The sequence below is a fragment of the Pseudomonas sp. PSB11 genome (genome assembly GCF_014596605.1).
Taxonomy (GTDB): Bacteria; Pseudomonadota; Gammaproteobacteria; order Pseudomonadales; family Pseudomonadaceae; genus Aquipseudomonas; species Aquipseudomonas umsongensis.
Genome location: NZ_NOIO01000001.1, coordinates 125,675 through 150,397, shown reverse-complemented (window position 1 = coordinate 150,397; position 24,723 = coordinate 125,675). Strand labels below are relative to the sequence as shown.

General features: G+C 56.6%; 23 protein-coding genes. 4 read left to right on the top strand and 19 right to left on the bottom strand.

Translation table 11 applies throughout. The annotated features are described in order from the left end of the window. Nucleotides 1-43: 43 nt before the first annotated feature. From glmU to rpmH, 19 genes are all read right to left on the bottom strand, one after another. A complete protein-coding gene (gene glmU / locus CGA21_RS00715; protein ID WP_110748356.1) occupies nt 44-1,411 on the bottom strand; it encodes a bifunctional UDP-N-acetylglucosamine diphosphorylase/glucosamine-1-phosphate N-acetyltransferase GlmU in 1,368 nt (455 codons plus the stop codon). Nucleotides 1,412-1,526: 115 nt separating this feature from the next. After that, nucleotides 1,527-1,952: a F0F1 ATP synthase subunit epsilon gene (locus CGA21_RS00710; protein WP_007969909.1), complete on the bottom strand. Its 426-nt coding sequence runs from the start codon at nt 1,950-1,952 to the stop codon at nt 1,527-1,529. 45 nt (nt 1,953-1,997) lie between these two features. Continuing rightward, nucleotides 1,998-3,377 carry a F0F1 ATP synthase subunit beta gene (gene atpD, locus CGA21_RS00705; protein WP_020797984.1) on the bottom strand — a complete coding sequence of 460 codons (1,380 nt, stop codon included), beginning with the start codon at nt 3,375-3,377 and terminating at the stop codon, nt 1,998-2,000. 27 nt (nt 3,378-3,404) lie between these two features. After that, entirely contained in the window at nt 3,405-4,265 is an 861-nt protein-coding gene (gene atpG, locus CGA21_RS00700; RefSeq protein WP_008064595.1) for a F0F1 ATP synthase subunit gamma, read from the bottom strand. A 50-nt stretch (nt 4,266-4,315) separates the two neighbouring features. Next, the gene (gene atpA, locus CGA21_RS00695) at nt 4,316-5,860 is read right to left on the bottom strand and encodes a F0F1 ATP synthase subunit alpha (RefSeq protein WP_020797985.1); all 1,545 of its coding nucleotides are present in this window, start codon (nt 5,858-5,860) and stop codon (nt 4,316-4,318) included. Between the two features lie 21 nt (nt 5,861-5,881). After that, the gene (locus CGA21_RS00690; protein ID WP_008064599.1) at nt 5,882-6,418 is read right to left on the bottom strand and encodes a F0F1 ATP synthase subunit delta; all 537 of its coding nucleotides are present in this window, start codon (nt 6,416-6,418) and stop codon (nt 5,882-5,884) included. Between the two features lie 12 nt (nt 6,419-6,430). Next, the gene (locus tag CGA21_RS00685; RefSeq protein WP_008064601.1) at nt 6,431-6,901 is read right to left on the bottom strand and encodes a F0F1 ATP synthase subunit B; all 471 of its coding nucleotides are present in this window, start codon (nt 6,899-6,901) and stop codon (nt 6,431-6,433) included. A 58-nt stretch (nt 6,902-6,959) separates the two neighbouring features. Then, complete coding sequence (gene atpE, locus CGA21_RS00680) at nt 6,960-7,217, bottom strand: F0F1 ATP synthase subunit C (RefSeq protein ID WP_003097235.1); 258 nt, start codon at nt 7,215-7,217, stop codon at nt 6,960-6,962. 134 nt (nt 7,218-7,351) lie between these two features. Next, entirely contained in the window at nt 7,352-8,221 is an 870-nt protein-coding gene (gene atpB, locus CGA21_RS00675) for a F0F1 ATP synthase subunit A (protein WP_007969902.1), read from the bottom strand. A gap of 16 nt (nt 8,222-8,237) precedes the next feature. Further along, a complete protein-coding gene (locus tag CGA21_RS00670) occupies nt 8,238-8,645 on the bottom strand; it encodes a F0F1 ATP synthase subunit I (protein ID WP_008064605.1) in 408 nt (135 codons plus the stop codon). 148 nt (nt 8,646-8,793) lie between these two features. Next, a complete protein-coding gene (locus tag CGA21_RS00665; RefSeq protein ID WP_008064607.1) occupies nt 8,794-9,666 on the bottom strand; it encodes a ParB/RepB/Spo0J family partition protein in 873 nt (290 codons plus the stop codon). Nucleotides 9,667-9,675: 9 nt separating this feature from the next. Next, nucleotides 9,676-10,473 (bottom strand): ParA family protein, encoded by a 798-nt coding sequence (locus tag CGA21_RS00660; protein WP_008064610.1) that lies wholly within the window; start codon nt 10,471-10,473, stop codon nt 9,676-9,678. A gap of 18 nt (nt 10,474-10,491) precedes the next feature. After that, a complete protein-coding gene (rsmG, locus tag CGA21_RS00655; protein ID WP_008064612.1) occupies nt 10,492-11,136 on the bottom strand; it encodes a 16S rRNA (guanine(527)-N(7))-methyltransferase RsmG in 645 nt (214 codons plus the stop codon). After that, on the bottom strand, nt 11,133-13,031 hold the full coding sequence (gene mnmG, locus CGA21_RS00650; protein ID WP_110748358.1) for a tRNA uridine-5-carboxymethylaminomethyl(34) synthesis enzyme MnmG: 1,899 nt from the start codon (nt 13,029-13,031) through the stop codon (nt 11,133-11,135). Before mnmG ends, rsmG begins: the two co-directional genes overlap by 4 nt. A 550-nt stretch (nt 13,032-13,581) precedes the next feature. Next, nucleotides 13,582-14,952 carry a tRNA uridine-5-carboxymethylaminomethyl(34) synthesis GTPase MnmE gene (mnmE, locus tag CGA21_RS00645; RefSeq protein WP_110748361.1) on the bottom strand — a complete coding sequence of 457 codons (1,371 nt, stop codon included), beginning with the start codon at nt 14,950-14,952 and terminating at the stop codon, nt 13,582-13,584. 79 nt (nt 14,953-15,031) lie between these two features. Beyond that, nucleotides 15,032-16,711, bottom strand: a complete 1,680-nt coding sequence (gene yidC, locus CGA21_RS00640; RefSeq protein ID WP_110748363.1) for a membrane protein insertase YidC — start codon at nt 16,709-16,711, stop codon at nt 15,032-15,034. A 2-nt stretch (nt 16,712-16,713) separates the two neighbouring features. Beyond that, a complete protein-coding gene (gene yidD, locus CGA21_RS00635; RefSeq protein ID WP_080725322.1) occupies nt 16,714-16,959 on the bottom strand; it encodes a membrane protein insertion efficiency factor YidD in 246 nt (81 codons plus the stop codon). Then, entirely contained in the window at nt 16,952-17,353 is a 402-nt protein-coding gene (gene rnpA / locus CGA21_RS00630; protein ID WP_197677877.1) for a ribonuclease P protein component, read from the bottom strand. The genes yidD and rnpA overlap by 8 nt, the downstream gene beginning before the upstream one ends. 16 nt (nt 17,354-17,369) lie before the next feature. Continuing rightward, entirely contained in the window at nt 17,370-17,504 is a 135-nt protein-coding gene (rpmH, locus tag CGA21_RS00625) for a 50S ribosomal protein L34 (protein ID WP_003213577.1), read from the bottom strand. Nucleotides 17,505-18,071: 567 nt separating this feature from the next. Between rpmH and dnaA the strand changes: the two genes are divergently transcribed. The 4 genes from dnaA to gyrB are packed head-to-tail and all read left to right on the top strand — an operon-like array spanning nt 18,072 to nt 24,278. After that, nucleotides 18,072-19,589, top strand: a complete 1,518-nt coding sequence (gene dnaA / locus CGA21_RS00620) for a chromosomal replication initiator protein DnaA (RefSeq protein ID WP_033041071.1) — start codon at nt 18,072-18,074, stop codon at nt 19,587-19,589. Between the two features lie 38 nt (nt 19,590-19,627). Then, on the top strand, nt 19,628-20,731 hold the full coding sequence (gene dnaN, locus CGA21_RS00615) for a DNA polymerase III subunit beta (protein WP_020797992.1): 1,104 nt from the start codon (nt 19,628-19,630) through the stop codon (nt 20,729-20,731). A gap of 20 nt (nt 20,732-20,751) precedes the next feature. Further along, nucleotides 20,752-21,855, top strand: a complete 1,104-nt coding sequence (gene recF, locus CGA21_RS00610; RefSeq protein ID WP_008064628.1) for a DNA replication/repair protein RecF — start codon at nt 20,752-20,754, stop codon at nt 21,853-21,855. A gap of 5 nt (nt 21,856-21,860) precedes the next feature. Further along, nucleotides 21,861-24,278: a DNA topoisomerase (ATP-hydrolyzing) subunit B gene (gene gyrB / locus CGA21_RS00605; RefSeq protein ID WP_033041074.1), complete on the top strand. Its 2,418-nt coding sequence runs from the start codon at nt 21,861-21,863 to the stop codon at nt 24,276-24,278. Nucleotides 24,279-24,723: the final 445 nt, after the last annotated feature.

Genomic DNA, 24,723 nt, shown 5'->3' with positions numbered 1-24,723 from the left:
TTGGCTGTGAATAACTTCTGAAAAATATCGAGGTGTGGATAACTTAGCTCTTCTTGATCTTCTCTGGTCGCTTCCAACCGTCGATGTTCTTCTGGCGAGCACGGGCTACTGCCAACTGCGCTTTATCCACAGTAGAGGTAATAGTCGAACCGGCTGCCGTAGTCGCACCAGACAAGATATCCACAGGGGCCACCAATGAGTTGTTGGAACCGATGAACACGTCCTCGCCCAGCACCGTTTTCCACTTGTTGGCCCCATCGTAGTTGCAGGTAATGGTGCCAGCACCGATGTTGGTGCGTGCGCCCACTTCGGCATCGCCCAGATAGGTCAAATGGCCTGCCTTGGCACCTTCGCCCAGATGAGCATTTTTCAACTCGACAAAGTTACCCACATGCGCCCGCGCTTCAAGCACAGTGCCTGGACGCAGACGCGCGAACGGACCGGCATCGCTGCCTTCTCCGAGAATCGCCCCTTCGATATGACTGTTGGCCTTGATCACGACGCCTTTACGCAAGGTGCTGTCCTTGATCACGCAGTTCGGGCCAATGACCACGTCGTCTTCAATGACGACGTTACCTTCGAGGATCACATTGATATCGATCAGCACGTCGCGACCCACACTGATATCACCCCGCACATCGAAACGGGCCGGGTCGCGAAGAGTCACTCCTTGAGCCATCAAGCGACGGCCGGCGCGCAGCTGATAATGACGCTCAAGATCGGAAAGCTGCTTGCGGTCATTGGCGCCCTGCACTTCCATGGCGTCGTGGGGCTGTTCGGTGGCCACCACCAGACCGTCGCTGACTGCCATTTCAATCACGTCGGTCAAGTAGTACTCGCCCTGCGCGTTGTTGTTCGACAGGCGGCCCGTCCAATCGGCCAGGCGATCGGCCGGAACCGCGAGGATCCCGGTATTGCCTTCCTTGATGGCGCGCTGGGCTTCGTTGGCGTCCTTGTGCTCGACGATGGCAGAGACCTTTCCATCATTGTCGCGAACGATGCGGCCATAACCGGTTGCATCATCCAGCTCGACGGTAAGCAGGCCCATCTGCCCAGGCACTACCAGCTTGAGCAAACGCTGCAGGGTTTCGATTTCAATCAAGGGCACATCACCGTATAGCACCAGCACGGTGTCGGACTTGATGAAAGGAACGGCCTGGGCCACCGCATGACCGGTACCCAATTGTTTGTCCTGGAGGACGAAGTTCAGATCGTCGGCGGCCAGGCGCTCGCGTACCACATCGGCACCATGGCCGATCACCACGTGAATGCGCTGTGGATCAAGTTGTCGGGCGCTGTGGATAACATGGCCGAGCATCGAATTGCCGGCAATCGGGTGCAAGACCTTTGGCAGGGCCGAACGCATGCGGGTGCCCTGGCCAGCAGCGAGGATAACGATTTCAAGAGACATGACTGGCTACCAATCCTGGGTGGTCAGCGGCTGCGACCAACGTGATGAATATCGGGAAAATAAAAAAGGGTAGCCGAGGCTACCCTTTTTAATCAATCACACAACAAGCGCTGCCTTAATGGCCGAACTTCTTGCGGATCTGCTGGACGGTACGCAGCTGGGCTGCGGCCTCGGCCAGACGTGCGGCAGCGGAACCGTAATCGAACTCCGCGCCCCGCTCATGCAAGGCCTTCTCGGCAGCCTTGACGGCTTCCTGAGCGGAAGCTTCGTCCAGGTCGGCAGCACGTTGCACGGTGTCGGCGAGAACCTTGACCATGTTCGGCTGAACCTCGAGGAAACCACCAGAGATGTAGTACACCTCCTCTTCCCCGCCCTGCTTGACCAGGCGGATCGGACCTGGCTTCAGATTAGTGATCAGCGGCGCGTGACCCAGGGCGATACCAAGATCACCCAGTGCACCGTGCGCAATCACCATCTCGACCAGACCGGAAAAGATTTCCCCTTCCGCGCTGACGATATCGCAATGGACTGTCATAGCCATCTGATTGCCTCAACCTAAATTAGCGCCCGTTTCCGGGCGCCGGGATTACAGTTTCTTGGCTTTCTCGATCGCTTCTTCGATGCCGCCAACCATGTAGAACGCTTGTTCTGGCAGGTGGTCGTAGTCACCGTTGAGGATGCCTTTGAAGCCAGCAATGGTGTCTTTCAGGGAAACGTATTTACCCGATGCACCGGTGAAGACTTCAGCCACGAAGAACGGCTGCGACAAGAAACGCTGGATCTTACGAGCACGGTTTACCAACTGCTTGTCGGCTTCCGACAGCTCGTCCATACCCAGGATCGCAATGATGTCCTTCAGTTCTTTGTAACGCTGCAGAACGTACTGGACGCCGCGAGCGGTGTCGTAGTGGTCCTGGCCGATAACGTTCGGGTCCAGCTGGCGCGAAGTCGAGTCCAGTGGGTCTACCGCTGGGTAGATACCCAGGGAAGCGATGTCACGGGACAGAACGACGGTGGCGTCCAAGTGGGCGAAGGTGGTCGCTGGCGACGGGTCGGTCAAGTCGTCCGCAGGTACGTATACCGCTTGGATCGAAGTGATCGAACCTTCCTTGGTCGAAGTGATACGTTCTTGCAGAACGCCCATCTCTTCAGCCAGGGTCGGCTGGTAACCTACTGCCGAAGGCATACGGCCCAGCAGTGCGGATACTTCAGTACCGGCCAGGGTGTAACGATAGATGTTGTCGACGAACAGCAGAACGTCGTTACCTTCGTCACGGAACTTCTCGGCCATGGTCAGGCCGGTCAGTGCTACGCGCAGACGGTTACCCGGCGGCTCGTTCATCTGACCGTAAACCAGTGCCACTTTGTCCAGAACGTTGGAGTCCTTCATCTCGTGGTAGAAGTCGTTACCCTCACGAGTACGCTCACCCACACCGGCGAACACGGAATAACCGCTGTGCTCGATGGCGATGTTACGGATCAGTTCCATCATGTTTACGGTTTTGCCTACACCGGCACCACCGAACAGACCAACTTTACCACCCTTGGCGAACGGGCAAACCAGGTCGATAACCTTGATGCCGGTTTCCAGCAGGTCGTTGCCGCCTGCTTGTTCAGCGAACGAAGGCGCTGCACGGTGGATACCCCAACGCTCGTCGGTGGCGATTGGGCCAGCTTCGTCGATCGGGTTGCCCAGTACGTCCATGATCCGGCCCAGGGTCGCTTTACCGACCGGTACGGAGATGGCTGCGCCAGAGTCGGTCACTTCCAGACCGCGCTTCAAGCCCTCGGTGGAACCCATCGCAATGGTACGAACCACGCCGTCGCCCAGCTGCTGCTGAACTTCCAGGGTGGTTTCAGCCGCGCTCACTACTTTCAGCGCGTTGTAGATGCTCGGTACGCTGTCGCGTGGAAATTCCACGTCGATAACGGCGCCGATGATTTGAACGATACGTCCGCTACTCATAGCTGGATCCTCTGAATATTTGAACCGTTAAACCGCGGCAGCGCCGCCGACGATTTCCGAGATCTCTTGGGTGATCGCAGCCTGACGCGCCTTGTTGTAGACCAGCTGCAAATCGCTGATCAAATCACCGGCGTTGTCGGTAGCGTTCTTCATCGCGATCATCCGCGCAGCTTGTTCAGCCGCGTTGTTCTCGACCACCGCCTGGTAGACCTGCGACTCAACGTAGCGGACCATCAAGCCGTCAAGCAGCTCTTTGGCATCCGGTTCGTAGAGATAGTCCCAGTGGTGCTTGAGGTCCTGATCCGGGGTTGCCACCAGTGGAATCAATTGCTCCACGGTAGGCTGTTGCGTCATGGTGTTGATGAACTTGTTGGAAACCACGGACAGGCGGTCAATACGGCCGTCCAGGTAGGCATCCAGCATCACTTTGACGCTACCGATCAAGTCGTTGATCGACGGCTCTTCACCCAGGTGGCTGATAGCTGCTACGACGTTGCCGCCGAAGTTGCGGAAAAAGGCCGCACCCTTGCTACCCACTACACACAGATCAATCTCGACGCCTTTCTCGCGGTTTACCGCCATGTCCTTGACCAGGGCCTTGAACAGGTTGGTGTTCAAGCCACCGCACAGACCACGGTCACTGCTCACTACGACATAACCAACACGCTTGATTTCGCGGTCGATCATGAACGGGTGGCGGTATTCCGGGTTGGCGTTGGCCAGATGCCCAATAACCTGGCGGATGCGCTCCGCATAAGGACGGCTAGCAGCCATGCGCATTTGTGCCTTGCGCATTTTGCTGACCGCCACTTTTTCCATGGCGCTGGTAATTTTTTGCGTGCTTTTGATGCTCGCAATCTTACTGCGAATCTCTTTTGCGCCTGCCATGTAACACCTATCAGGTTAGCAAGCGGGAGCCTTGCGGCTCCCGCTGCGGCTTACCAGGTTTGGGTGGCCTTGAACTTCTCGATACCGGCTTTCATGCCAGCGTCGATATCGTCATTGAAGTCACCCTTCACGTTGATCTTCGCCATCAATTCGGCGTGATCGCGGTTGAAGTAAGCAATCAGCGCTTGTTCAAAGCTGCCGACCTTGGCGATTTCGACGTCAGTCAGGAACCCACGCTCAGCGGCATACAGCGACAACGCCATGTCAGCGATCGACATTGGGGCGTATTGCTTCTGCTTCATCAGCTCGGTAACGCGCTGACCATGCTCAAGTTGCTTACGGGTCGCTTCGTCCAGGTCAGAAGCGAACTGGGCGAATGCCGCCAGTTCACGGTACTGAGCCAGAGCGGTACGGATACCACCGGACAGCTTCTTGATGATCTTGGTCTGAGCGGCACCACCCACACGGGATACCGAAACACCGGCGTTCACTGCAGGACGGATGCCCGAGTTGAACATGGCCGATTCCAGGAAGATCTGACCGTCGGTGATGGAAATCACGTTGGTCGGAACGAACGCGGAAACGTCGCCAGCCTGGGTTTCGATGATCGGCAGTGCGGTCAGGGAACCGGTTTTGCCGGTCACTGCGCCGTTGGTGAACTTCTCTACGTACTCTTCCGAAACGCGGGATGCGCGCTCCAGCAGACGGGAGTGGAGATAGAACACGTCGCCTGGGTAAGCTTCACGGCCTGGTGGACGGCGCAGCAGCAGGGAAATCTGGCGGTAAGCCACTGCTTGCTTGGACAGATCGTCATAAACGATCAGCGCGTCTTCACCGCGGTCGCGGAAGAATTCACCCATGGTGCAACCGGAGTACGGTGCCAGGAATTGCAGCGCAGGAGATTCCGAAGCACTGGCAGCCACGATGATCGTGTTGGCCAGGGCGCCGTTTTCTTCCAGCTTGCGAACCACGTTGGCGATGGTCGATTGCTTCTGACCAATGGCTACGTATACGCAGAAAATGCCGCTGTTCTTCTGGTTGATGATCGCATCGATCGCCAGAGCGGTTTTACCGATCTGACGGTCACCGATGATCAGCTCACGCTGGCCACGGCCGACAGGGATCATGGCATCGACAGCCTTGTAGCCAGTCTGTACAGGCTGGTCTACCGACTTACGCCAGATCACGCCTGGAGCAACTTTCTCGACCGCGTCGGTCTCGGTGTTGCCCAGTGGACCTTTACCGTCAACAGGGTTGCCCAGTGCGTCGACTACGCGACCCAGCAGTTCCTTACCAACTGGAACTTCGAGGATGCGGCCGGTGCACTTGGCGCTCATGCCTTCAGCCAGAGACTGGTATGCGCCCAAAACAACGGCACCTACGGAGTCTTGCTCCAGGTTGAGTGCCATACCGTAGACGCCGCCCGGAAACTCGATCATCTCGCCGTACATGACGTCGGCCAGACCGTGAATCCGCACGATGCCGTCAGATACGCTGACGACAGTGCCTTCGTTACGGGCTTGGGAGGTCACATCGAGCTTGTCGATGCGGCCCTTGATAATTTCACTTATTTCGGAAGGATTGAGTTGCTGCATTGCTCTGCTGCCCCTTCAAACTCAAGATTTCAATGCTTCGGCAAGTTTCGCGATTTTGCCGCGAATCGAGCCATCGATAACCAGGTCGCCGGCGCGGATTACGACACCACCTATCAGGGCGGCATCCTCCGCAACTTGCAGGCGCACTTCCCGGTTGAGTCGTGCACTGAGAACCTTGGCGAGTTTGTCTTGCTGTTCTTGGTTCAATGCAAATGCACTGGTCACTTCAACGTCTACCGACTTCTCTTGCTCGGCCTTGTACAGGTCGAACAGAGCGGAAATCTCCGGCAACAGCGGGAGACGGTCGTTTTCGGCAACGACGTTGATGAAATTCTGTGCCTTGGCATCGAACTTGTCGCCGCACACGTCAATGAACGTGGCGGCCTTTTCTGCGCTCGTCAGTCGCGGGGCCTTGAGCACGCGCTGCAGGGTATCGTCTTGCGATACCGCTGCTGCCAGGCCGAGCATGGCTGACCAATTGGCCAGTTGCTGGTGGGCCTGAGCGTGCTCGAAGGCCGCCTTAGCGTAAGGTCGGGCCAACGTGGTCAGTTCTGCCATGATCGCCCTCGCTTAGATTTCAGCAGCCAGTTGGTTAACCAGCTCTGCGTGCGCGTTTTGATCGATTGTGGCACCCAGGATCTTCTCGGCGCCGCCGACTGCCAGCAAGCCCACTTGGGCACGCAGGGCGTCTTTGACACTGTTCAGTTCCTGTTCGATCTCGGCCTGAGCCTGAACCTTCACACGGTCAGCGTCGATACGGGCTTTTTCAACAGCCTCTTCAACAATCTGATTACCGCGTTTCTTGGCTTGCTCGATGATTTCAGCTGCCTGAGCTTTCGCTTCGCGCAGTTGCTGACCCGCTTTCTCTTGGGCCAACTCCAGGTCACGAGCTGCACGGCTGGCAGCGTCCAGACCATCAGCGATCTTCTTTTGACGTTCGTGCAATGCCGCAATGACCGGAGGCCATACGAACTTCATGCAGAACAGTACAAAAATCAGGAACGCAACGGACTGGCCAATCAGGGTCGCATTAATGTTCACGCCAACACCTCGCAGTTACGTTGTCCATCACACCAAATTACCCGGATTATCCGAGTAATTAGCCAGCGATCTGACCAACGAACGGGTTCGCAAAGGTGAAGAACAGAGCGATACCAACACCGATCATGGTTACGGCGTCGAGCAGACCGGCAACGATGAACATTTTAACTTGCAGCATTGGAACCATTTCTGGCTGACGCGCTGCGCCTTCCAGGAACTTGCCACCCAACAGGCCGAAACCAATTGCGGTACCCAGTGCGCCCAGGCCGATCAACAGTGCAACAGCGATAGCGGTTAGACCAACTACAGTTTCCATCTTTCCTCCCGACTTTTACGTCGTATGGTTTAGGTTTTTTTAATTTAAAGCGGTAAAACAAATCGTTTCAGATGCCCCGTGAGGAGCACCCTCCCGTTTGACCGGGAGGGACATCAGACTAGTCGAGACTGGTCTTAATGGTTTTCTTCGTGCGCCATCGACAGGTAAACGATGGTCAGCATCATGAAGATGAACGCCTGCAGGGTGATGATCAGGATGTGGAACACAGCCCACGCCCACTGCAGAACAACGCCCAGGCCACTAAGCCAGAGCAGGCCGCTGCCGAACATCACAGCGATCAGAATGAACACCAGCTCGCCGGCATACATGTTGCCGAACAGACGCAGGGCCAGGGAGATCGGCTTGGCGATCAGGGTCACGAATTCCAGCAGGAAGTTCACCGGGATCAGCAGGGCCTGAACGAAGATGTTCTTGCTGCCGAACGGGTGCAGGGTCAGCTCGCCGATGAAACCGCCGAGGCCCTTGACCTTGATGCTATAGAAAATGATCAGAGCGAAAACCGAGAACGCCATGCCCAGAGTCGCGTTCGGGTCGGTTGTCGACACGGCGCGGAATGGGATGTGGTGGTCACCGGAGATCAGGATGGCCAGTTGAGGAATCCAGTCGACCGGTACCAGGTCGACGGCGTTCATCAGGAACACCCAGACGAAGATGGTCAGTGCCAGCGGTGCAATCACCGGGCTACGGCCATGGAAGCTGTCTTTCACGCTGCCATCGACGAATTCGACCAATACTTCAACGAAGTTCTGCAAAGCACCTGGCTGACCGGAAGTCGCTTTCTTGGCCGCCATGCGGAAAAGAAGAACGAAGATCAGACCCAATGCGACCGACCAGCCGAGGGTATCGACGTGGAAAGCCCAAAAGCCCATTTCCTTGGCTTCTGCTGCGGTGTGGGCAAAGCCCCAGCCGCCGGTAGGGTGCTGACCGAAGGTCAGGTTCTGCAAGTGGTGCTGGATATAGCCCGAAGCGGTTGTTTCTGCCATGGTTGCCTCAAACGCCCTAAGGTCTCGAAAGTCTTGTTCTCATCAGCAGGGGAGCGAACCAGCTGACTGACTGAGTCAGCACGAAGACACCGAATACTGCAATCGGTGCCAATGGCTTCACACCTGCGAACACCAGTGCAAACAGCACTGCCGTCAAAATCAGTTTGCCTGCCTCGCCGGCATAAAAAGACCGGACGATGGACTGGGCTGCTCGGGCGCCGGAAAACCGAAATGCCCTGTGAGCAAAATAAACATTGGGCAGCAAGGCTATCAGGCCTCCGCAAAGTCCCGAGTACCCGGCAACGACTCCATGCCATTGCCAAAGCGCCAAAGCAGCAATCAGCAAAACGACAAATTGAGCCATTAACACCGGAAAAACTGCCAGGCGATGGAAGGGCAAGCGGTTTGGCGTGCGGGTTTCCATCACTATTGCTCTCCAATGGTCGGCTGCCAGAATTCAATAACTTGGCATAATTTGTGCCGACAAAATGCGCGCAGAGTATAGGGGCGGTTCTGCCCCTATTCAACTGTCAGGTAGTGATTTCCGACTGCGCGCTACATAAGGAATTGTTTCAGCGAATGTGTGCGAGCACACCCTGAAGTTCATCCAAAGAGTTGTAGCCAATAACCAGTTGCCCTTTACCCTTCTTCCCGTGGCGAATCTGCACCGCAGAGCCCAGCCGCTCGGCCAGGCGCTGTTCCAGGCGGGCAATATCCGGGTCCGGTTTGGAGGGTTCCACAGGCTCCGGTTTGCCACTCAACCACTGGCGAACCAGTGCTTCAGTCTGGCGCACGGTCAGCCCGCGTGCGACAACATGTCGCGCCCCTTCGACCTGTTGATTATCCGGCAAACCGAGCAATGCCCGGGCATGACCCATTTCCAGGTCACCGTGGGACAGCATGGTCTTGATGACTTCCGGCAGCGAAATCAGGCGCAGCAGGTTGGCCACGGTTACCCGGGACTTGCCCACGGCTTCGGCGACTTGTTGCTGGGTCAGCTGGAATTCCGTCTGCAGGCGCTGCAAGGCCACCGCTTCTTCAATCGGATTGAGGTCTTCGCGCTGGATGTTCTCGATCAGCGCAATGGCGATCGCGGTTTCATCCGGTACATCACGCACCATCGCCGGGATGGTTTCCTGGCCAGCTTGCTGGCTGGCACGCCAGCGGCGTTCGCCGGCAATGATTTCGTAGCGGCCGCTACCGATCGGCCGCACAACGATCGGCTGCATCACGCCTTGTGCCTTGATCGATTGCGCCAGCTCTTCGAGCGCCTGGGGATCCATATCGCGACGCGGCTGGTACTTGCCGCGCTGCAGCAGATCCAGCGGCAGGTGCTGCAACTCTCGCTGATCGGCCTGCACCGCCTGTTCTTCCAGCGCGCTGACACTCGGACCACTCAGCAGTGCATCCAGTCCACGTCCGAGACCTCGTTTCTTGACGGCCATGGGGATTCCTTAAGTTGCCTGAGCAGCGGCGATGCGTGAGTTTTTGCGTTGGCGACGGACCATTTCGCCCGCCAGGGCCAAATAGGCCACGGCACCGCGCGATGATTTGTCGTACGCCAGGGCCGGCATGCCGTAGCTCGGCGCTTCCGCCAGGCGAATGTTGCGCGGAATGACCGTGTCGTACAGCTGATCGCCGAAGTGTTCCTTGAGCTGGGCCGATACATCGTTCATCAGGCTCAGGCGCGGGTCGTACATCGTACGCAACAGGCCTTCAACCTTGAGGTTCGGATTGAGCAGCTCGGCGATGCGCTTGATGTTATCCACAAGGTCGCTCAAGCCTTCGAGTGCGAAGTACTCGCACTGCATGGGGATAATCACCCCGTCGGCGGCTACCAGTGCGTTCAAGGTCAGCATCGAGAGTGACGGCGGGCAGTCGATCAAAATGTAATCGTAGTTTTCGCGGATCGGCGCCAACGCACTGCGCAGGCGGCTCTCCTTCATCTGCATTTCCAGCAGAACCACTTCGGCCGCGGTCAGGTCCCGGTTGGCCGGCAACAGCTGGTAACCGCCGTGCTCGGAGAAATGCATGGCCTGGGCCAGGTCGCATTCCCCGATCAACAGGTCATAGACCGAGTTTTCCAGGCCGTGTTTATCCACACCGCTACCCATGGTGGCGTTGCCCTGTGGATCGAGATCGATCAGCAATACCCGACGCTTGGTTGCGACCAGGGATGCTGCGAGGTTGATACAGGTGGTGGTCTTGCCCACACCACCCTTTTGGTTCGCTATCGCGAATACCTTAGCCATTCTTGCTTGTGTTCCCAATCATGCCGTGCGGCGCAGTATCAGCAGATGGCGTTGGCCTTGGCAACCAGGAACGGCCAGGGCGTGTTCGCTATCGAGGTGGAAGTCTGTCGGCAATGCTACCAGCTCATCGGCGGGATGAACGCCCTTCATTGCCAGCCAGCGTGTATCGGTGTCACCGAGGTGGCGCGTCCAGTTGCTGAAGTTTTCCATGCTGCTGAAGGCCCGGGAGATGATCCCGTTGAAGGGTTGTGCAGGCTGGAACGCTTCGACGCGACTGTGGATAACTTGCAGGTTATCCAGTTTCAGCTCGAGCTTGACCTGTGTCAGGAAGCGGGTTTTCTTGCCGTTGCTGTCCAGGCAGGTCACTTGTGACTCGGGAAAGAGGATGGCCAGGGGAATGCCCGGCATACCGCCACCGCTTCCAACGTCGAGCCAGCGACCGTTTTCGACGAACGACATCACGCTCAGGCTATCGAGCAAATGACGGGACACCATTTCGTCGGGATCGCGGACCGCGGTGAGGTTGTAGGCCTTGTTCCATTTTATCAACAGGGCCAGATAACCCAGCAGCTGTGCATGCTGGGTTTCGGTCAGAGCGACTCCGAGCTGACGAGCGCCTGTGGATAACTCTTCTGCGTGTTGCGGGGTGACCAACGAACTCAAGCGCTTTGCTCCAACTGACGGCCCGCGCCGCGTTTTTTCAGATGAATCATCAACAGGGAAATGGCTGCCGGTGTCACGCCCGGGATGCGTGACGCCTGACCCAATGTCTCTGGACGGGTCGCGCCGAGCTTGCTCTGGATCTCTTTGGACAGGCCGGAAATGTTCGTGTAATCGATATCCACAGGCAGTTTGGTGTCTTCGCTGGCCCGCAGACGGGCGATTTCATCCTGTTGGCGGTCGATGTAACCCGCGTACTTGGTCTTGATTTCGACCTGCTCGGCAACCTGTGGATCTTCTGCGCCCCCACCGGTCACGGCGATCAGACCAGCGTAGTCGATTTCCGGACGGCTCAGCAGATTGAGCAAGTTGTATTCATGGGTCAGTGGCGTGCCGAATTTTTCGGCAATCGCATCGCCCTGTTCGGTGCCCGGCCGTACCCAGGTGCTTTTCAGACGCTGCTCTTCCAGCTCGATGCTTTCGCGTTTTTTGCAGAACGCCGCCCAACGCGCGTCATCGACCAGACCCAATTCGCGGCCTTTTTCGGTCAAGCGCAGGTCAGCGTTGTCTTCACGCAGGATCAGGCGATATTCGGCACGGGAGGTAAACATCCGGTACGGCTCCTGGGTCCCGAGCGTAATCAGGTCATCGACCAATACGCCGATGTAGGCTTCGTCCCGACGCGGGCACCAGGCGTCTTTTCCTTGGGCACGCAGTGCGGCGTTGGTCCCGGCCAGCAAACCCTGGGCGCCAGCTTCTTCGTAACCGGTGGTGCCATTGATTTGCCCGGCAAAAAACAGACCGCCGATGACTTTGGTTTCCAGACTGTACTTCAGGTCACGCGGGTCGAAATAGTCGTATTCGATCGCGTAGCCAGGACGCACGATGTGTGCGTTTTCCATGCCGCGGATCGATTGCACGATCTGCAACTGCACATCGAACGGCAAGGAGGTGGAGATTCCGTTCGGGTACAGCTCGTTTGTCGTCAAGCCTTCCGGTTCGATGAAAACCTGATGGCTTTGCTTGTCGGCAAAACGATGAATCTTGTCTTCGATCGATGGGCAATAACGCGGACCGATGCCTTCGATCTCACCGGCAGCGGAATACATCGGCGAACGGTCGAGGTTCGCGGCAATTATTTCGTGAGTCCGTGCATTGGTGTGGGTTATCCAGCAACTGACCTGTCGCGGATGCTGCTCTTTGGACCCCATGAACGACATCACCGGAATCGGTGTATCGCCTGCTTGCTCGGTCATCACGGAAAAATCCACAGACCGTGCGTCGATACGCGGCGGTGTTCCGGTTTTCAGGCGACCAACACGCAGTGGCAATTCCCGAAGACGCTGAGCCAGCGCAATCGATGGCGGATCACCCGCGCGACCGCCGGAGAAATTCTGCAAACCGATGTGGATAAGTCCACCAAGGAAGGTACCTGTGGTCAAAACCACCGAATCGGCGAGGAAACGCAGGCCCATTTGGGTGACAACACCCCGGACTTGTTCTTGCTCGACGATCAAGTCATCAGCTGCCTGTTGAAATATCCACAGGTTCGGCTGGTTTTCCAGGATTTCGCGTACGGCCGCCTTGTACAGAACCCGGTCCGCCTGAGCACGGGTTGCACGTACGGCTGGGCCTTTGCGGCTATTCAACACGCGAAACTGGATGCCGCCTTTATCGGTAGCAATGGCCATCGCACCGCCGAGGGCGTCGATTTCCTTGACCAGATGGCTTTTGCCGATCCCGCCAATGGCCGGGTTGCAACTCATGGCACCGAGGGTTTCCACGTTATGCGTCAGCAATAGGGTCTTGACCCCCATACGTGCTGAGGCCAGTGCTGCCTCGGTACCGGCATGACCGCCGCCGATGACGATCACTTCAAAACGGGAAGGGAAATCCACCACGCACCTCGTGCCTGCTTAATTAGGTAATTCAGGAATAGTTTGAGCTCAGGTTTTCGGACCTGGTCGACAAGTATAGGGACTTCGCCCTTCCTAAAGAACCCTTTGCACAAAATTTAACCAGCTGTGGAAAAGTGGCGGTTATAGAAATTAAAAAGAGAGAAATTTATTAAATCTTTGTTTTTATGTTTATTTCTACTGACCGACCTTTCTGTGGATAGATTGCTACAGCCCAATAAATACGTTGTGTACAGAGATTCAAAACCCTGTGGTCATGTGCCAATGAGGCCCTTGGATAACCGGTTTAAGCCTGTGGATGAATGGGGTGCTTATCCACAGGGGCGGTTATCTTCAGTTTTGAGGCCCTGTTATCAACTGCCCTTAGCCGCGGTTATTAACAGGGCTTAATCCACAGAAAAGCGTCGATCGAAAGAAAGTCGGGCAAGGAAAAGCCGCTCAAGCAGAAAAATCTGCTCGGCACTGGAGGGATGGTTTTGAAAATGGAGGGGGCAGACAGGCCAGGACGGCCTGCCTGTAGATAACAGAAAGACTATTTACCGATGCAGAAGCTGGAAAAAATTCGTCCCAACAGGTCATCGGAGCTGAATGCACCAGTGATTTCTCCCAGCGACTGCTGAGCCTGGCGCAAATCCTCGGCAAGTAATTCTCCGGCACCCGCCAGGGTCAATTGCGCGCGGCCGTGCTCAAGGGATGCACTGGCATGACGCAATGCTTCCAGGTGGCGCCTGCGAGCACTGAAGCTGCTTTCCGAGGTTTGTTCATAGCCCATGCAAGCCTTCAGGTGGTCGCGCAGCAACTCCAGGCCAACACCTGCAGACTTGGCGCTGAGGCTAATGGTGACGTGCCCGTCATCGCTGACTTCCAAGGCCATGGCTTCGCCTGTAAGGTCGGCTTTGTTGCGGATCAACGTGACTTTCGCCGGATCTGGGCGGGTTTCGAGGAACTCAGGCCATAGTGCGAATGGATCGAGCGCTTCCGGCGCGGTTGCATCGACGACGAGCAGCACCCGATCGGCCTCGCCGATGGCTTTCAATGCCCGCTCAACACCAATTTTTTCCACATGGTCGTCGGTATCGCGCAACCCGGCGGTATCCACCACGTGCAGCGGCATGCCATCGATGTGGATATGTTCGCGAAGGACGTCCCGCGTGGTGCCGGCGATCTCGGTGACGATGGCCGCTTCACGGCCGGCCAGCGCATTGAGCAGGCTGGACTTACCCGCATTCGGACGACCGGCGATGACCACGGTCATGCCGTCGCGCAGCAAGGCGCCCTGTCCGGCCTCCCGCATCACGGTGGATAACTCATCGCGCACCTTGTCGAGCATGCCCAGTACGTGACCGTCGGCCAGGAAGTCGATTTCCTCTTCCGGAAAGTCGATCGCCGCTTCGACATAAATACGCAACCCGATGAGTTGCTCCGTAAGGTTATGCACACGAGCCGAAAAGGCGCCTTGCAGGGAGCGCAATGCGTTGCGGGCCGCCTGAGCAGAACTGGCTTCGATCAGGTCGGCGATGGCTTCGGCCTGGGCCAGGTCTAGCTTGTCGTTCAGGAACGCACGTTCGCTGAATTCTCCCGGTCGGGCCAGACGACAGCCAAGTTCAAGACAGCGTTGAAGCAGCATATCCAGAACAACCGGGCCTCCGTGCCCCTGTAACTCCAACACATCTTCGCCAGTGAAAGAGTTCGGTCCGGGAAAATACAACGCGATGCCCTGATCGAGCACTTCGTCGTTTTCACCGAGGAACGGGCCGTAGTGAGCGAATCGCGGCTTGAGCACACGACCGCTAAAGGCCTCGGCCGCAACGCTGGCCAACGGCCCGGAAATACGAACGATGCCTACACCACCCCGACCTTGAGCGGTGGCGACGGCGGCAATGGTTTCACGAGGAGCGCTCATAAACCGGTATCCAGACAAAAGTGACAGATAGCAAAACGCCCCACTAGGGGGCGTTTTGAGTGGTTACCCACAGTGTAAGTCAGGCAGTCGCTTTGGCAGCTGCTTCGATCTTACGAGTGATGTACCACTGTTGGGCGATCGACAGGCAGTTGTTCACTACCCAGTACAGCACCAGACCGGCCGGGAACCACAGGAAGAAGAAGGTGAAGATGATTGGCATCAGCTTCATCACCTTGGCCTGCATCGGATCCGGTGGAGTCGGGTTCAACTGCTGCTGGATGAACATGGTTGCACCCATGATGATCGGCAGAATGAAGAACGGATCCTTGATCGACAGATCGGTAATCCACAGCATGAACGGCGCTTGGCGCATTTCAACGCTTTCCAGCAGAACCCAGTACAGCGAAAGGAATACCGGCATCTGCACGAGGATTGGCAAGCAACCACCCAGCGGATTGATCTTCTCTTTCTTGTACAGCTCCATCATGGCTTGCGACATTTTCTGCCGGTCATCGCCATGTTGCTCTTTCAGTGCAGCCAGTTTCGGCGCTACTGCACGCATGCGCGCCATGGATTTGTAGCTGGCGGCCGACAGAGGGAAGAAGATCCCCTTGATCAGCATGGTCAGGAAGATGATCGACCAGCCCCAGTTACCCACAATCGCGTGGATGTGTTGCAGCAACCAGAAGATCGGTTGTGCGATGAACCACAGGATGCCGTAGTCGACGGTCAGTTCCAGACCTGGGGACAACTCTTTCAGGACAGCCTGGCTTTTCGGCCCGGCGTACAGGACAGCGCTGGTTTCAGCCTTGGCACCCGGTGCAACGGTCAAAGATGGACCGGTGTAACCGATGATGTAGTTGCCTTTGCTGTCTTTACGGGTCTGAACGACGTTGTTTTCGCCCTTCGCCGGAATCCACGCGGTCACGAAGTAGTGTTGCAACCAGGCAACCCAGCCTCCGGTAACGGTTTCTTTAAGCGCAGCCTTGTCCATGTCCTTCATGGACACTTTCTTGTACGGTTCCGAACTTGTCCACAGGGCAGCGCCCAGGTAAGTCGCGGTACCAGTGGCGGTGCTGGAAGACGGATCGGAGCTGGCATCGCGCTTCAATTGCGCGAACATTGCACCCGACCAGGGCTGTGCGCTCTGGTTGTCGATCAGGTAGGAAACGGTTACGTCATACAGGCCGCGTTTCAGGGTGAAACGCTTGATGTAGTTGACGCCGTCCTTGCTGAATTTCAGATCCACGACCAGTTGGTTCTGGCCATCAGCCAGTTGATAAACCTTCTTCTCCGCCGAGTAAACCGGACGACCAGCAGGACTTGCATCCGGGCCGTTGCTGCCAATCAGGCCACTTTGCGCCAGATATGTCCGCTCGTTGCCGTTGTCGAACAGCTGGAATGGAATTTCCGGATGGTCCTGGCGACGTGGATACAGCGGCAATCTCAGTTGTGCGACATCACCACCTTGTGGATCGATGGCCAGATCGAGCACATCCGTTTTGATCTGGATGAGGTCGGTACTTGCAGCAACCGGAGTTTCGGCAGGTGCGCTGGTATCGTTTGCGGCGTGTGGAATGTCGTCACTGACGGACGCTTTATTGCCAGTGGCCGTATCCGGGAGGCCCGGTGCGGTCGTACTGGAAGCAACATTCTGAGTCGGCAAGGCAGCTTGGCCATAGTCCTGGTTCCATTTAAGAACCATAACGTAGGACACGATTGCCAGGGCGACGATCAGGATCGTGCGTTTGATATCCATGATTACTCGGCCATCGAAGAAGAACGGGAGGTAGGGATAGATGGAACCGGGTCATAACCACCGGGATTCCACGGATGACAGCGACCTAAACGACGAAAGGTCAGCCAGCCACCGCGCAGAAGGCCATGATTTTCAATGGCTTCTAACGCGTAGCAGGAACAACTGGGGTAGAAACGACAGTGACTGGCCATTAGGGGACTAATGGCGTAGCGATAAAACTGGATCGGAACGAGTGCCAGTTTACGCATCTGGACTGTCTACCCCTACAGTTTCGGTTTTGACTGCTGGTACCGGCGTGCTGCGTGCCAGACGCTTCCAGAGTTTGCCGAAATGCTGAATCAATTCGGGGTTTTCTACGTCACCCAAACCTTTGCGCGCGACGATAACGATGTCCCAGCCGACCAGCAAATCCTGGTTCAGGCGAAACGATTCGCGCATCAGACGTTTGAGGCGATTGCGCTCGACGGAGAGCTTTACGCTCTTTTTCCCGATAACCAGCCCGAGACGGGGGTGATCAAGATCGTTGTTGCGCGCAAGGAGCAGGAGATTTTTCCCCGGTACCTTGCCGGTAGGGGAGTCAAAGACTGCCTTGAAATGCCGGGGAGTAAGCAGACGCTTTTCCCGACTGAAGTCCTGACTCACCTCCAGTGCCGGCTTATCAAACTGCCAGACGCGCACGACCTTTGGCGCGACGACGCGACAGAACGGCACGGCCGTTCTTGGTAGCCATGCGAGCACGGAAACCGTGGGTACGAGCGCGTTTGATAGTGCTTGGTTGGAAAGTACGTTTCATTGTCGTGTTACCTGGTTCGTCCACAACGGGCCGGAATGGCCCCCGTTTTAAGAGACCGGGGATTCTAGAGAAAGCAAGCCTCTAGGTCAATTTCCAACCAACGTTTCCTTATAAATAGATCTCCAGAGGTTTTGTTCGGCCCTGATCCTTCGACAAACATAAAAATAAAGAAGGAAAGTATTTAAAGCTTTTCTGTAAAGCTTATAAAGGCTAGGGTCGCCCTCATCTGTGGATAACTGGCCTCAGCCCTTGTTGTACAAGCTGTACAGAGAATGACAACTACAGTGGAAAACCGTGTTCAGCCTGTGCTGCGCTGTCGGAAAACCTGTGTGTGAAAGGCAGTCTTATCCACAGCCAGGTTATCCACCGAGTTTCGCCCCCACTTGTGCAATGAGCTTAGAGGGGGTTATCCACAGACCTTATGCACAGACCATTGGTCGTCTTTTTGCCGTATAGAACCTTGATTCTTCTCGGTGCACGACTCACCTACGTGTGGATAAGTCGGCGTCTGGCCGTTACAATGGCCGCTTGTTTTTGCCTCACCGGCTTTCAACTTAGGGGATCTCCGTGTCAGTGGAACTTTGGCAGCAGTGCGTGGAGCTTTTGCGCGATGAGCTGCCTGCCCAACAATTCAACACTTGGATCCGTCCACTACAGGTCGAAGCCGAAGGCGACGAGTTGCGTGTCTATGCACCCAATCGTTTCGTCCTGGACTGGGTCAACGAGAAGTACCTGAGTCGCGTCCTCGAGTTGCTCGACGAGCACGGCAACGGTATGGCGCCTGCGCTTTCCTTATTAATAGGCAGCAAACGCAGTTCTGCTCCGCGCGCTGCGCCGAATGCACCACTGGCCGCAGCGGCGGCCTCCCAGGTTCAGGCTGCTGCCGCGCCTGCGGCTGTGCCACCTCCTGCACCGTCGAACAAGCGTTCGACGCCCAAGCCCGCTGAAGTCAGCGAGCAAGAACCTTCGCGTGACAGCTTCGACCCCATGGCCGGCGCCAGTTCGCAACAGGCTCCGGTTCGCGCCGAGCAACGTACCGTCCAGGTGGAAGGCGCGCTCAAGCACACCAGCTACCTGAACCGCACCTTTACCTTCGAGAACTTTGTCGAGGGTAAGTCCAACCAACTGGCCCGGGCCGCAGCCTGGCAAGTGGCGGACAACCCCAAGCACGGTTACAACCCGTTGTTCCTTTATGGTGGTGTAGGCTTGGGTAAAACCCACTTGATGCACGCTGTGGGTAACCACCTATTAAAGAAGAATCCGAACGCCAAGGTCGTGTACCTGCATTCCGAGCGCTTCGTGGCCGACATGGTCAAGGCTCTGCAGTTGAACGCGATCAACGAATTCAAGCGCTTCTACCGTTCGGTGGATGCATTGCTCATCGATGACATTCAATTCTTCGCCCGCAAGGAACGTTCCCAGGAAGAGTTTTTCCACACCTTCAACGCTCTGCTTGAAGGTGGCCAGCAGGTCATTCTTACCAGTGACCGCTACCCGAAAGAAATTGAAGGCCTTGAAGAACGCCTGAAGTCTCGCTTCGGCTGGGGCCTCACGGTGGCTGTGGAGCCGCCGGAACTGGAAACCCGTGTCGCGATCCTGATGAAGAAAGCCGACCAGGCCAAAGTCGATCTGCCCCACGATGCAGCGTTCTTCATTGCCCAACGCATTCGCTCCAACGTCCGTGAACTGGAAGGCGCGCTCAAACGCGTGATCGCCCATTCGCACTTCATGGGTCGCGATATCACCATTGAGCTGATTCGCGAGTCCCTGAAGGATTTGTTGGCGCTGCAAGACAAACTGGTCTCTGTGGATAACATTCAGCGCACCGTCGCCGAGTACTACAAGATCAAGATCTCGGATTTGCTGTCCAAACGTCGTTCACGTTCGGTTGCCCGCCCACGTCAGGTCGCCATGGCGTTGTCCAAGGAACTGACCAACCACAGCTTGCCGGAAATCGGTGATGTGTTTGGTGGGCGTGACCACACGACTGTTTTGCACGCCTGCCGAAAGATCAACGAACTTAAGGAATCCGACGCGGACATCCGCGAGGACTACAAGAACCTGCTGCGTACACTGACCACTTGATGAACACCAGCGCAGCTTTTAAGGCAAGGGACTAGACCATGCATTTCACCATTCAACGCGAAGCCCTGTTGAAACCCCTGCAACTGGTCGCAGGCGTCGTCGAGCGCCGACAGACCTTGCCGGTGCTCTCCAACGTGCTGCTGGTTGTCGAAGGCCAGCAATTGTCGCTGACCGGTACCGACCTTGAAGTCGAGCTGGTTGGTCGAGTGCAGCTCGAAGAGCCTGCTGAAACAGGTTCCATCACCGTGCCTGCACGTAAACTGATGGATATCTGCAAAAGCCTGCCGAACGACGCGCTGATCGACATCAAGGTCGATGAACAGAAGCTGGTAGTGAAGGCCGGCCGGAGCCGCTTCACCCTCTCGACCTTGCCAGCCAACGATTTCCCTACCGTGGAAGAAGGTCCGGGTTCGCTGACGTGCAGCCTGGAACAATCCAAACTGCGTCGCCTGATCGAGCGCACCAGCTTCGCCATGGCCCAGCAGGACGTACGGTACTACCTCAACGGCATGCTGCTGGAAGTCTCGGCAGGCGTTATTCGCGCCGTGGCCACCGACGGTCACCGCTTGGCGATGTGTTCGATGCAGGCTGATATCGGCCAACCGGACCGCCATCAGGTGATTGTGCCGCGCAAGGGTATCCTTGAACTGGCACGTTTGCTGACCGAGCCGGACGGTATCGTCAGCATCGTCCTGGGTCAGCACCACATTCGCGCAACCACCGGTGAGTTCACCTTCACCTCGAAACTGGTAGACGGCAAATTCCCGGACTACGAGCGTGTTCTGCCAAAAGGCGGGGACAAGCTGGTGTTGGGTGATCGTCAGGCGCTGCGCGAGGCATTCAGCCGCACCGCGATCCTGTCCAACGAAAAATACCGCGGCATCCGCCTGCAACTGGCTCCTGGTCAGCTGAAGATCCAGGCGAACAACCCGGAGCAGGAGGAAGCGGAAGAAGAAGTTGGCGTGGAGTACAACGGCGGCTCCCTGGAAATCGGCTTCAACGTCAGCTACTTGCTCGACGTACTGGGCGTGATGACCACCGAGCAGGTCCGCCTGATCCTGTCCGACTCCAACAGTAGTGCGCTGGTACAAGAGTCTGACAACGACGACTCGGCCTACGTCGTCATGCCGATGCGTCTGTAATCATGTTCAGCAGAAGCTAGATGTCCTTAAGTCGCGTCTCGGTCACCGCGGTGCGCAATCTGCATCCGGTGACCTTCTCCCCCTCCCCCCGAATCAATATTCTTTACGGCGCCAACGGCAGCGGCAAAACCAGTGTCCTGGAAGCCATTCATCTGCTGGGGCTCGCGCGTTCGTTTCGCAGCACCCGCCTGTTACCTGTCATTCAATACGAACAATTGGCGTGCACGGTATTCGGCCAGGTCGAACTCGCCGAAGGCGGACACAGCGCCTTGGGCATTTCGCGGGACCGCCAGGGGGAGTTCCAGATCCGGATCGACGGGCAGAACGCGCGTAGCGCGGCGCAACTGGCCGAGATCCTGCCGCTGCAGTTGATCAACCCGGACAGCTTCCGCTTGCTGGAGGGGGCGCCGAAGATTCGCCGACAGTTCCTCGACTGGGGCGTGTTCCACGTGGAACCTCGTTTCATGTCTACCTGGCAACGCCTGCAGAAGGCCCTGCGCCAGAGAAACTCTTGGCTGCGGCATGGTACACTTGACGCCGTTTCGCAAGCGGTTTGGGACAGGGAACTGTGCCAGGCCAGCGCTGAAATAGATGAATACCGCCGCGCCTATATCAAAGCCTTGAAACCGGTGTTTGAACAGACCTTGAGCGAACTGGTTGAGCTTGAGGGCCTAACGCTCAGCTATTACCGGGGCTGGGACAAAGACCGTGAACTGAGCGCTGTGCTCGCCGGATCCCTTCAGCGGGATCAGCAGATGGGGCATACCCAGGCAGGACCGCAACGAGCTGATTTGCGCCTCAGATTGGGCGCTCACAATGCCGCGGACATCCTGTCCCGAGGACAGCAAAAGTTGGTGGTCTGCGCATTGCGGATTGCCCAAGGTCACCTGGTCAGCCAGGCCCGACGCGGTCAGTGTATTTATCTGGTGGATGACTTGCCGTCCGAACTGGACGAGCAGCATCGCCGTGCGCTTTGCCGCTTGCTGGAAGACTTACGCTGCCAGGTGTTTATCACCTGTGTAGACCACGAATTATTGAGGGAAGGCTGGCAGACGGAAACGCCAGTCGCCCTGTTCCACGTGGAACAGGGCCGTATCACCCAGACCCACGACCATCGGGAGTGAAGGCATTGAGCGAAGAAAATACGTACGACTCAACGAGCATTAAAGTGCTGAAAGGCCTGGATGCCGTACGCAAACGTCCCGGTATGTACATTGGTGACACCGACGATGGCAGCGGTCTGCACCACATGGTGTTCGAGGTGGTCGATAACTCGATCGACGAAGCGCTCGCCGGCCACTGCGACGACATCAGCATCATCATTCACCCGGATGAATCCATCACCGTCAAAGACAACGGTCGTGGCATCCCGGTAGACGTGCACAAGGAAGAAGGCGTTTCGGCAGCCGAGGTCATCATGACCGTGCTGCACGCCGGCGGTAAGTTCGATGACAACTCCTACAAGGTATCCGGCGGCCTGCACGGTGTAGGCGTGTCGGTAGTGAACGCCCTGTCTGAAGAGCTCGTCCTCACCGTTCGCCGCAGCGGCAAGATCTGGGAACAGACCTACGTCCATGGTGTTCCGCAGGAACCGATGAAGATCGTTGGTGACAGCGAAACCACCGGCACCCAGATCCACTTCAAGGCTTCCAGCGAAACCTTCAAGAACATCCACTTCAGCTGGGACATCCTGGCCAAGCGGATTCGTGAACTGTCCTTCCTCAACTCCGGTGTCGGCATCGTCCTCAAGGATGAGCGCAGCGGCAAGGAAGAACTGTTCAAGTACGAAGGCGGCTTGCGCGCGTTCGTTGAATACCTGAACACCAACAAGACCCCGGTCAACCAGGTGTTCCATTTCAACATCCAGCGCGAAGACGGCATCGGCGTGGAAATCGCCCTGCAGTGGAACGACAGTTTCAACGAGAACCTGTTGTGCTTTACCAACAACATTCCGCAGCGCGATGGCGGTACTCACCTGGTGGGTTTCCGTTCCGCCCTGACGCGTAACCTCAACACGTATATCGAAGCCGAAGGCCTGGCGAAGAAGCACAAGGTCGCGACCACCGGTGACGATGCCCGTGAAGGCCTGACTGCGATCATTTCGGTAAAAGTGCCGGATCCGAAGTTCAGCTCCCAGACCAAGGACAAGCTGGTCTCTTCCGAAGTGAAGACCGCGGTCGAACAGGAAATGGGCAAGTACTTCTCCGACTTCCTGCTGGAAAACCCGAACGAAGCCAAGCTGGTTGTCGGTAAGATGATCGACGCGGCACGTGCTCGTGAAGCGGCGCGCAAGGCCCGTGAGATGACCCGCCGTAAAGGCGCGCTGGACATTGCCGGCCTGCCGGGCAAACTGGCTGACTGCCAGGAAAAGGACCCTGCCCTCTCCGAACTATACCTCGTGGAAGGTGACTCTGCTGGCGGCTCCGCCAAGCAGGGACGTAACCGCAAGACCCAGGCGATCCTCCCGCTCAAGGGTAAGATCCTGAACGTCGAGAAGGCACGTTTTGACAAGATGATCTCGTCCCAGGAAGTGGGCACCTTGATCACCGCGCTCGGCTGCGGCATCGGTCGCGAAGAGTACAACATCGACAAGTTGCGTTATCACAACATCATCATCATGACCGATGCTGACGTCGACGGTTCGCACATTCGTACCCTGCTTCTGACGTTCTTCTTCCGTCAGCTCCCAGAGTTGATCGAGCGCGGCTACATCTATATCGCCCAGCCACCGCTGTACAAGGTCAAGAAAGGCAAGCAAGAGCAATACATCAAAGACGACGACGCCATGGAAGAGTACATGACGCAGTCGGCCCTGGAAGATGCGAGCCTGCACCTGAATGAAGAGGCACCGGGCATCTCCGGCGAAGCCCTTGAGCGCCTGGTGAATGACTTCCGCCTGGTGATGAAGACCCTCAAGCGTCTGTCGCGCCTGTACCCACAGGAACTGACCGAGCACTTCATCTACCTGCCGGCCGTGAGCCTGGAGCAACTGTCCGATCACGCAGCGATGCAGGATTGGCTGGCCCAGTATGAAGTGCGTCTGCGCACCGTCGAGAAGTCTGGCCTGGTCTACAAGGCCAGCCTGCGTGAAGACCGTGAGCGTAATGTCTGGCTGCCAGAGGTCGAGCTGATCTCCCACGGCCTGTCGAACTACGTCACGTTCAACCGCGACTTCTTCGGCAGCAACGACTACAAGACCGTCGTATCCCTGGGCGCTCAGTTGAGCACTCTGCTCGACGATGGAGCATACATCCAGCGTGGCGAACGTAAGAAAGCGGTCACCGAGTTCAAGGAAGCCCTGGAATGGTTGATGGCTGAAAGCACCAAGCGCCACACCATTCAGCGATACAAAGGACTGGGTGAAATGAACCCGGACCAGCTCTGGGAAACCACCATGGACCCAAGCGTTCGCCGGATGCTGAAAGTAACCATCGAGGACGCCATTGGCGCGGACCAGATCTTCAACACCCTGATGGGTGATGCGGTCGAGCCTCGCCGTGACTTCATCGAAAGCAACGCCCTGGCGGTTTCCAACCTGGACTTCTGATCCCGGTGTAGGATCACAGAATAGTTGCTTATTTTTACAAATAGATGGTGCGCTATCTGTATATCAGTTAGCCATTACAAAGAAAGCCCGCTAATAAAGCGGGTTTTTTTTGCCCCGGTAAAGGGTGAACTATCGATTTGGTAAGTCTTGGACTCAAAAAGAAGTAACAAAACCGAAGGTAAAAATTGAGCAAATGTTTCCGAGGATTTGTAATCCAAGGGTCTTAAAAGTCTGAGCGTATCAATTGACTAAGATGCGAAGAATTTCAATTGCGGATATATGTCAGTCGAAAAAATGCTTTGAAGAAATGCACCGTTTTGTTGAAAAACAGCATCTAAATGAAGTTAGCTATTTTGAGTAATACTATACATTGCTAACTTAGAAAAAATGCAAAAGTTGCCTGGCGAACGCTAAAAAAGTGCAGGTTTTTCGGTGGCAAATCGTA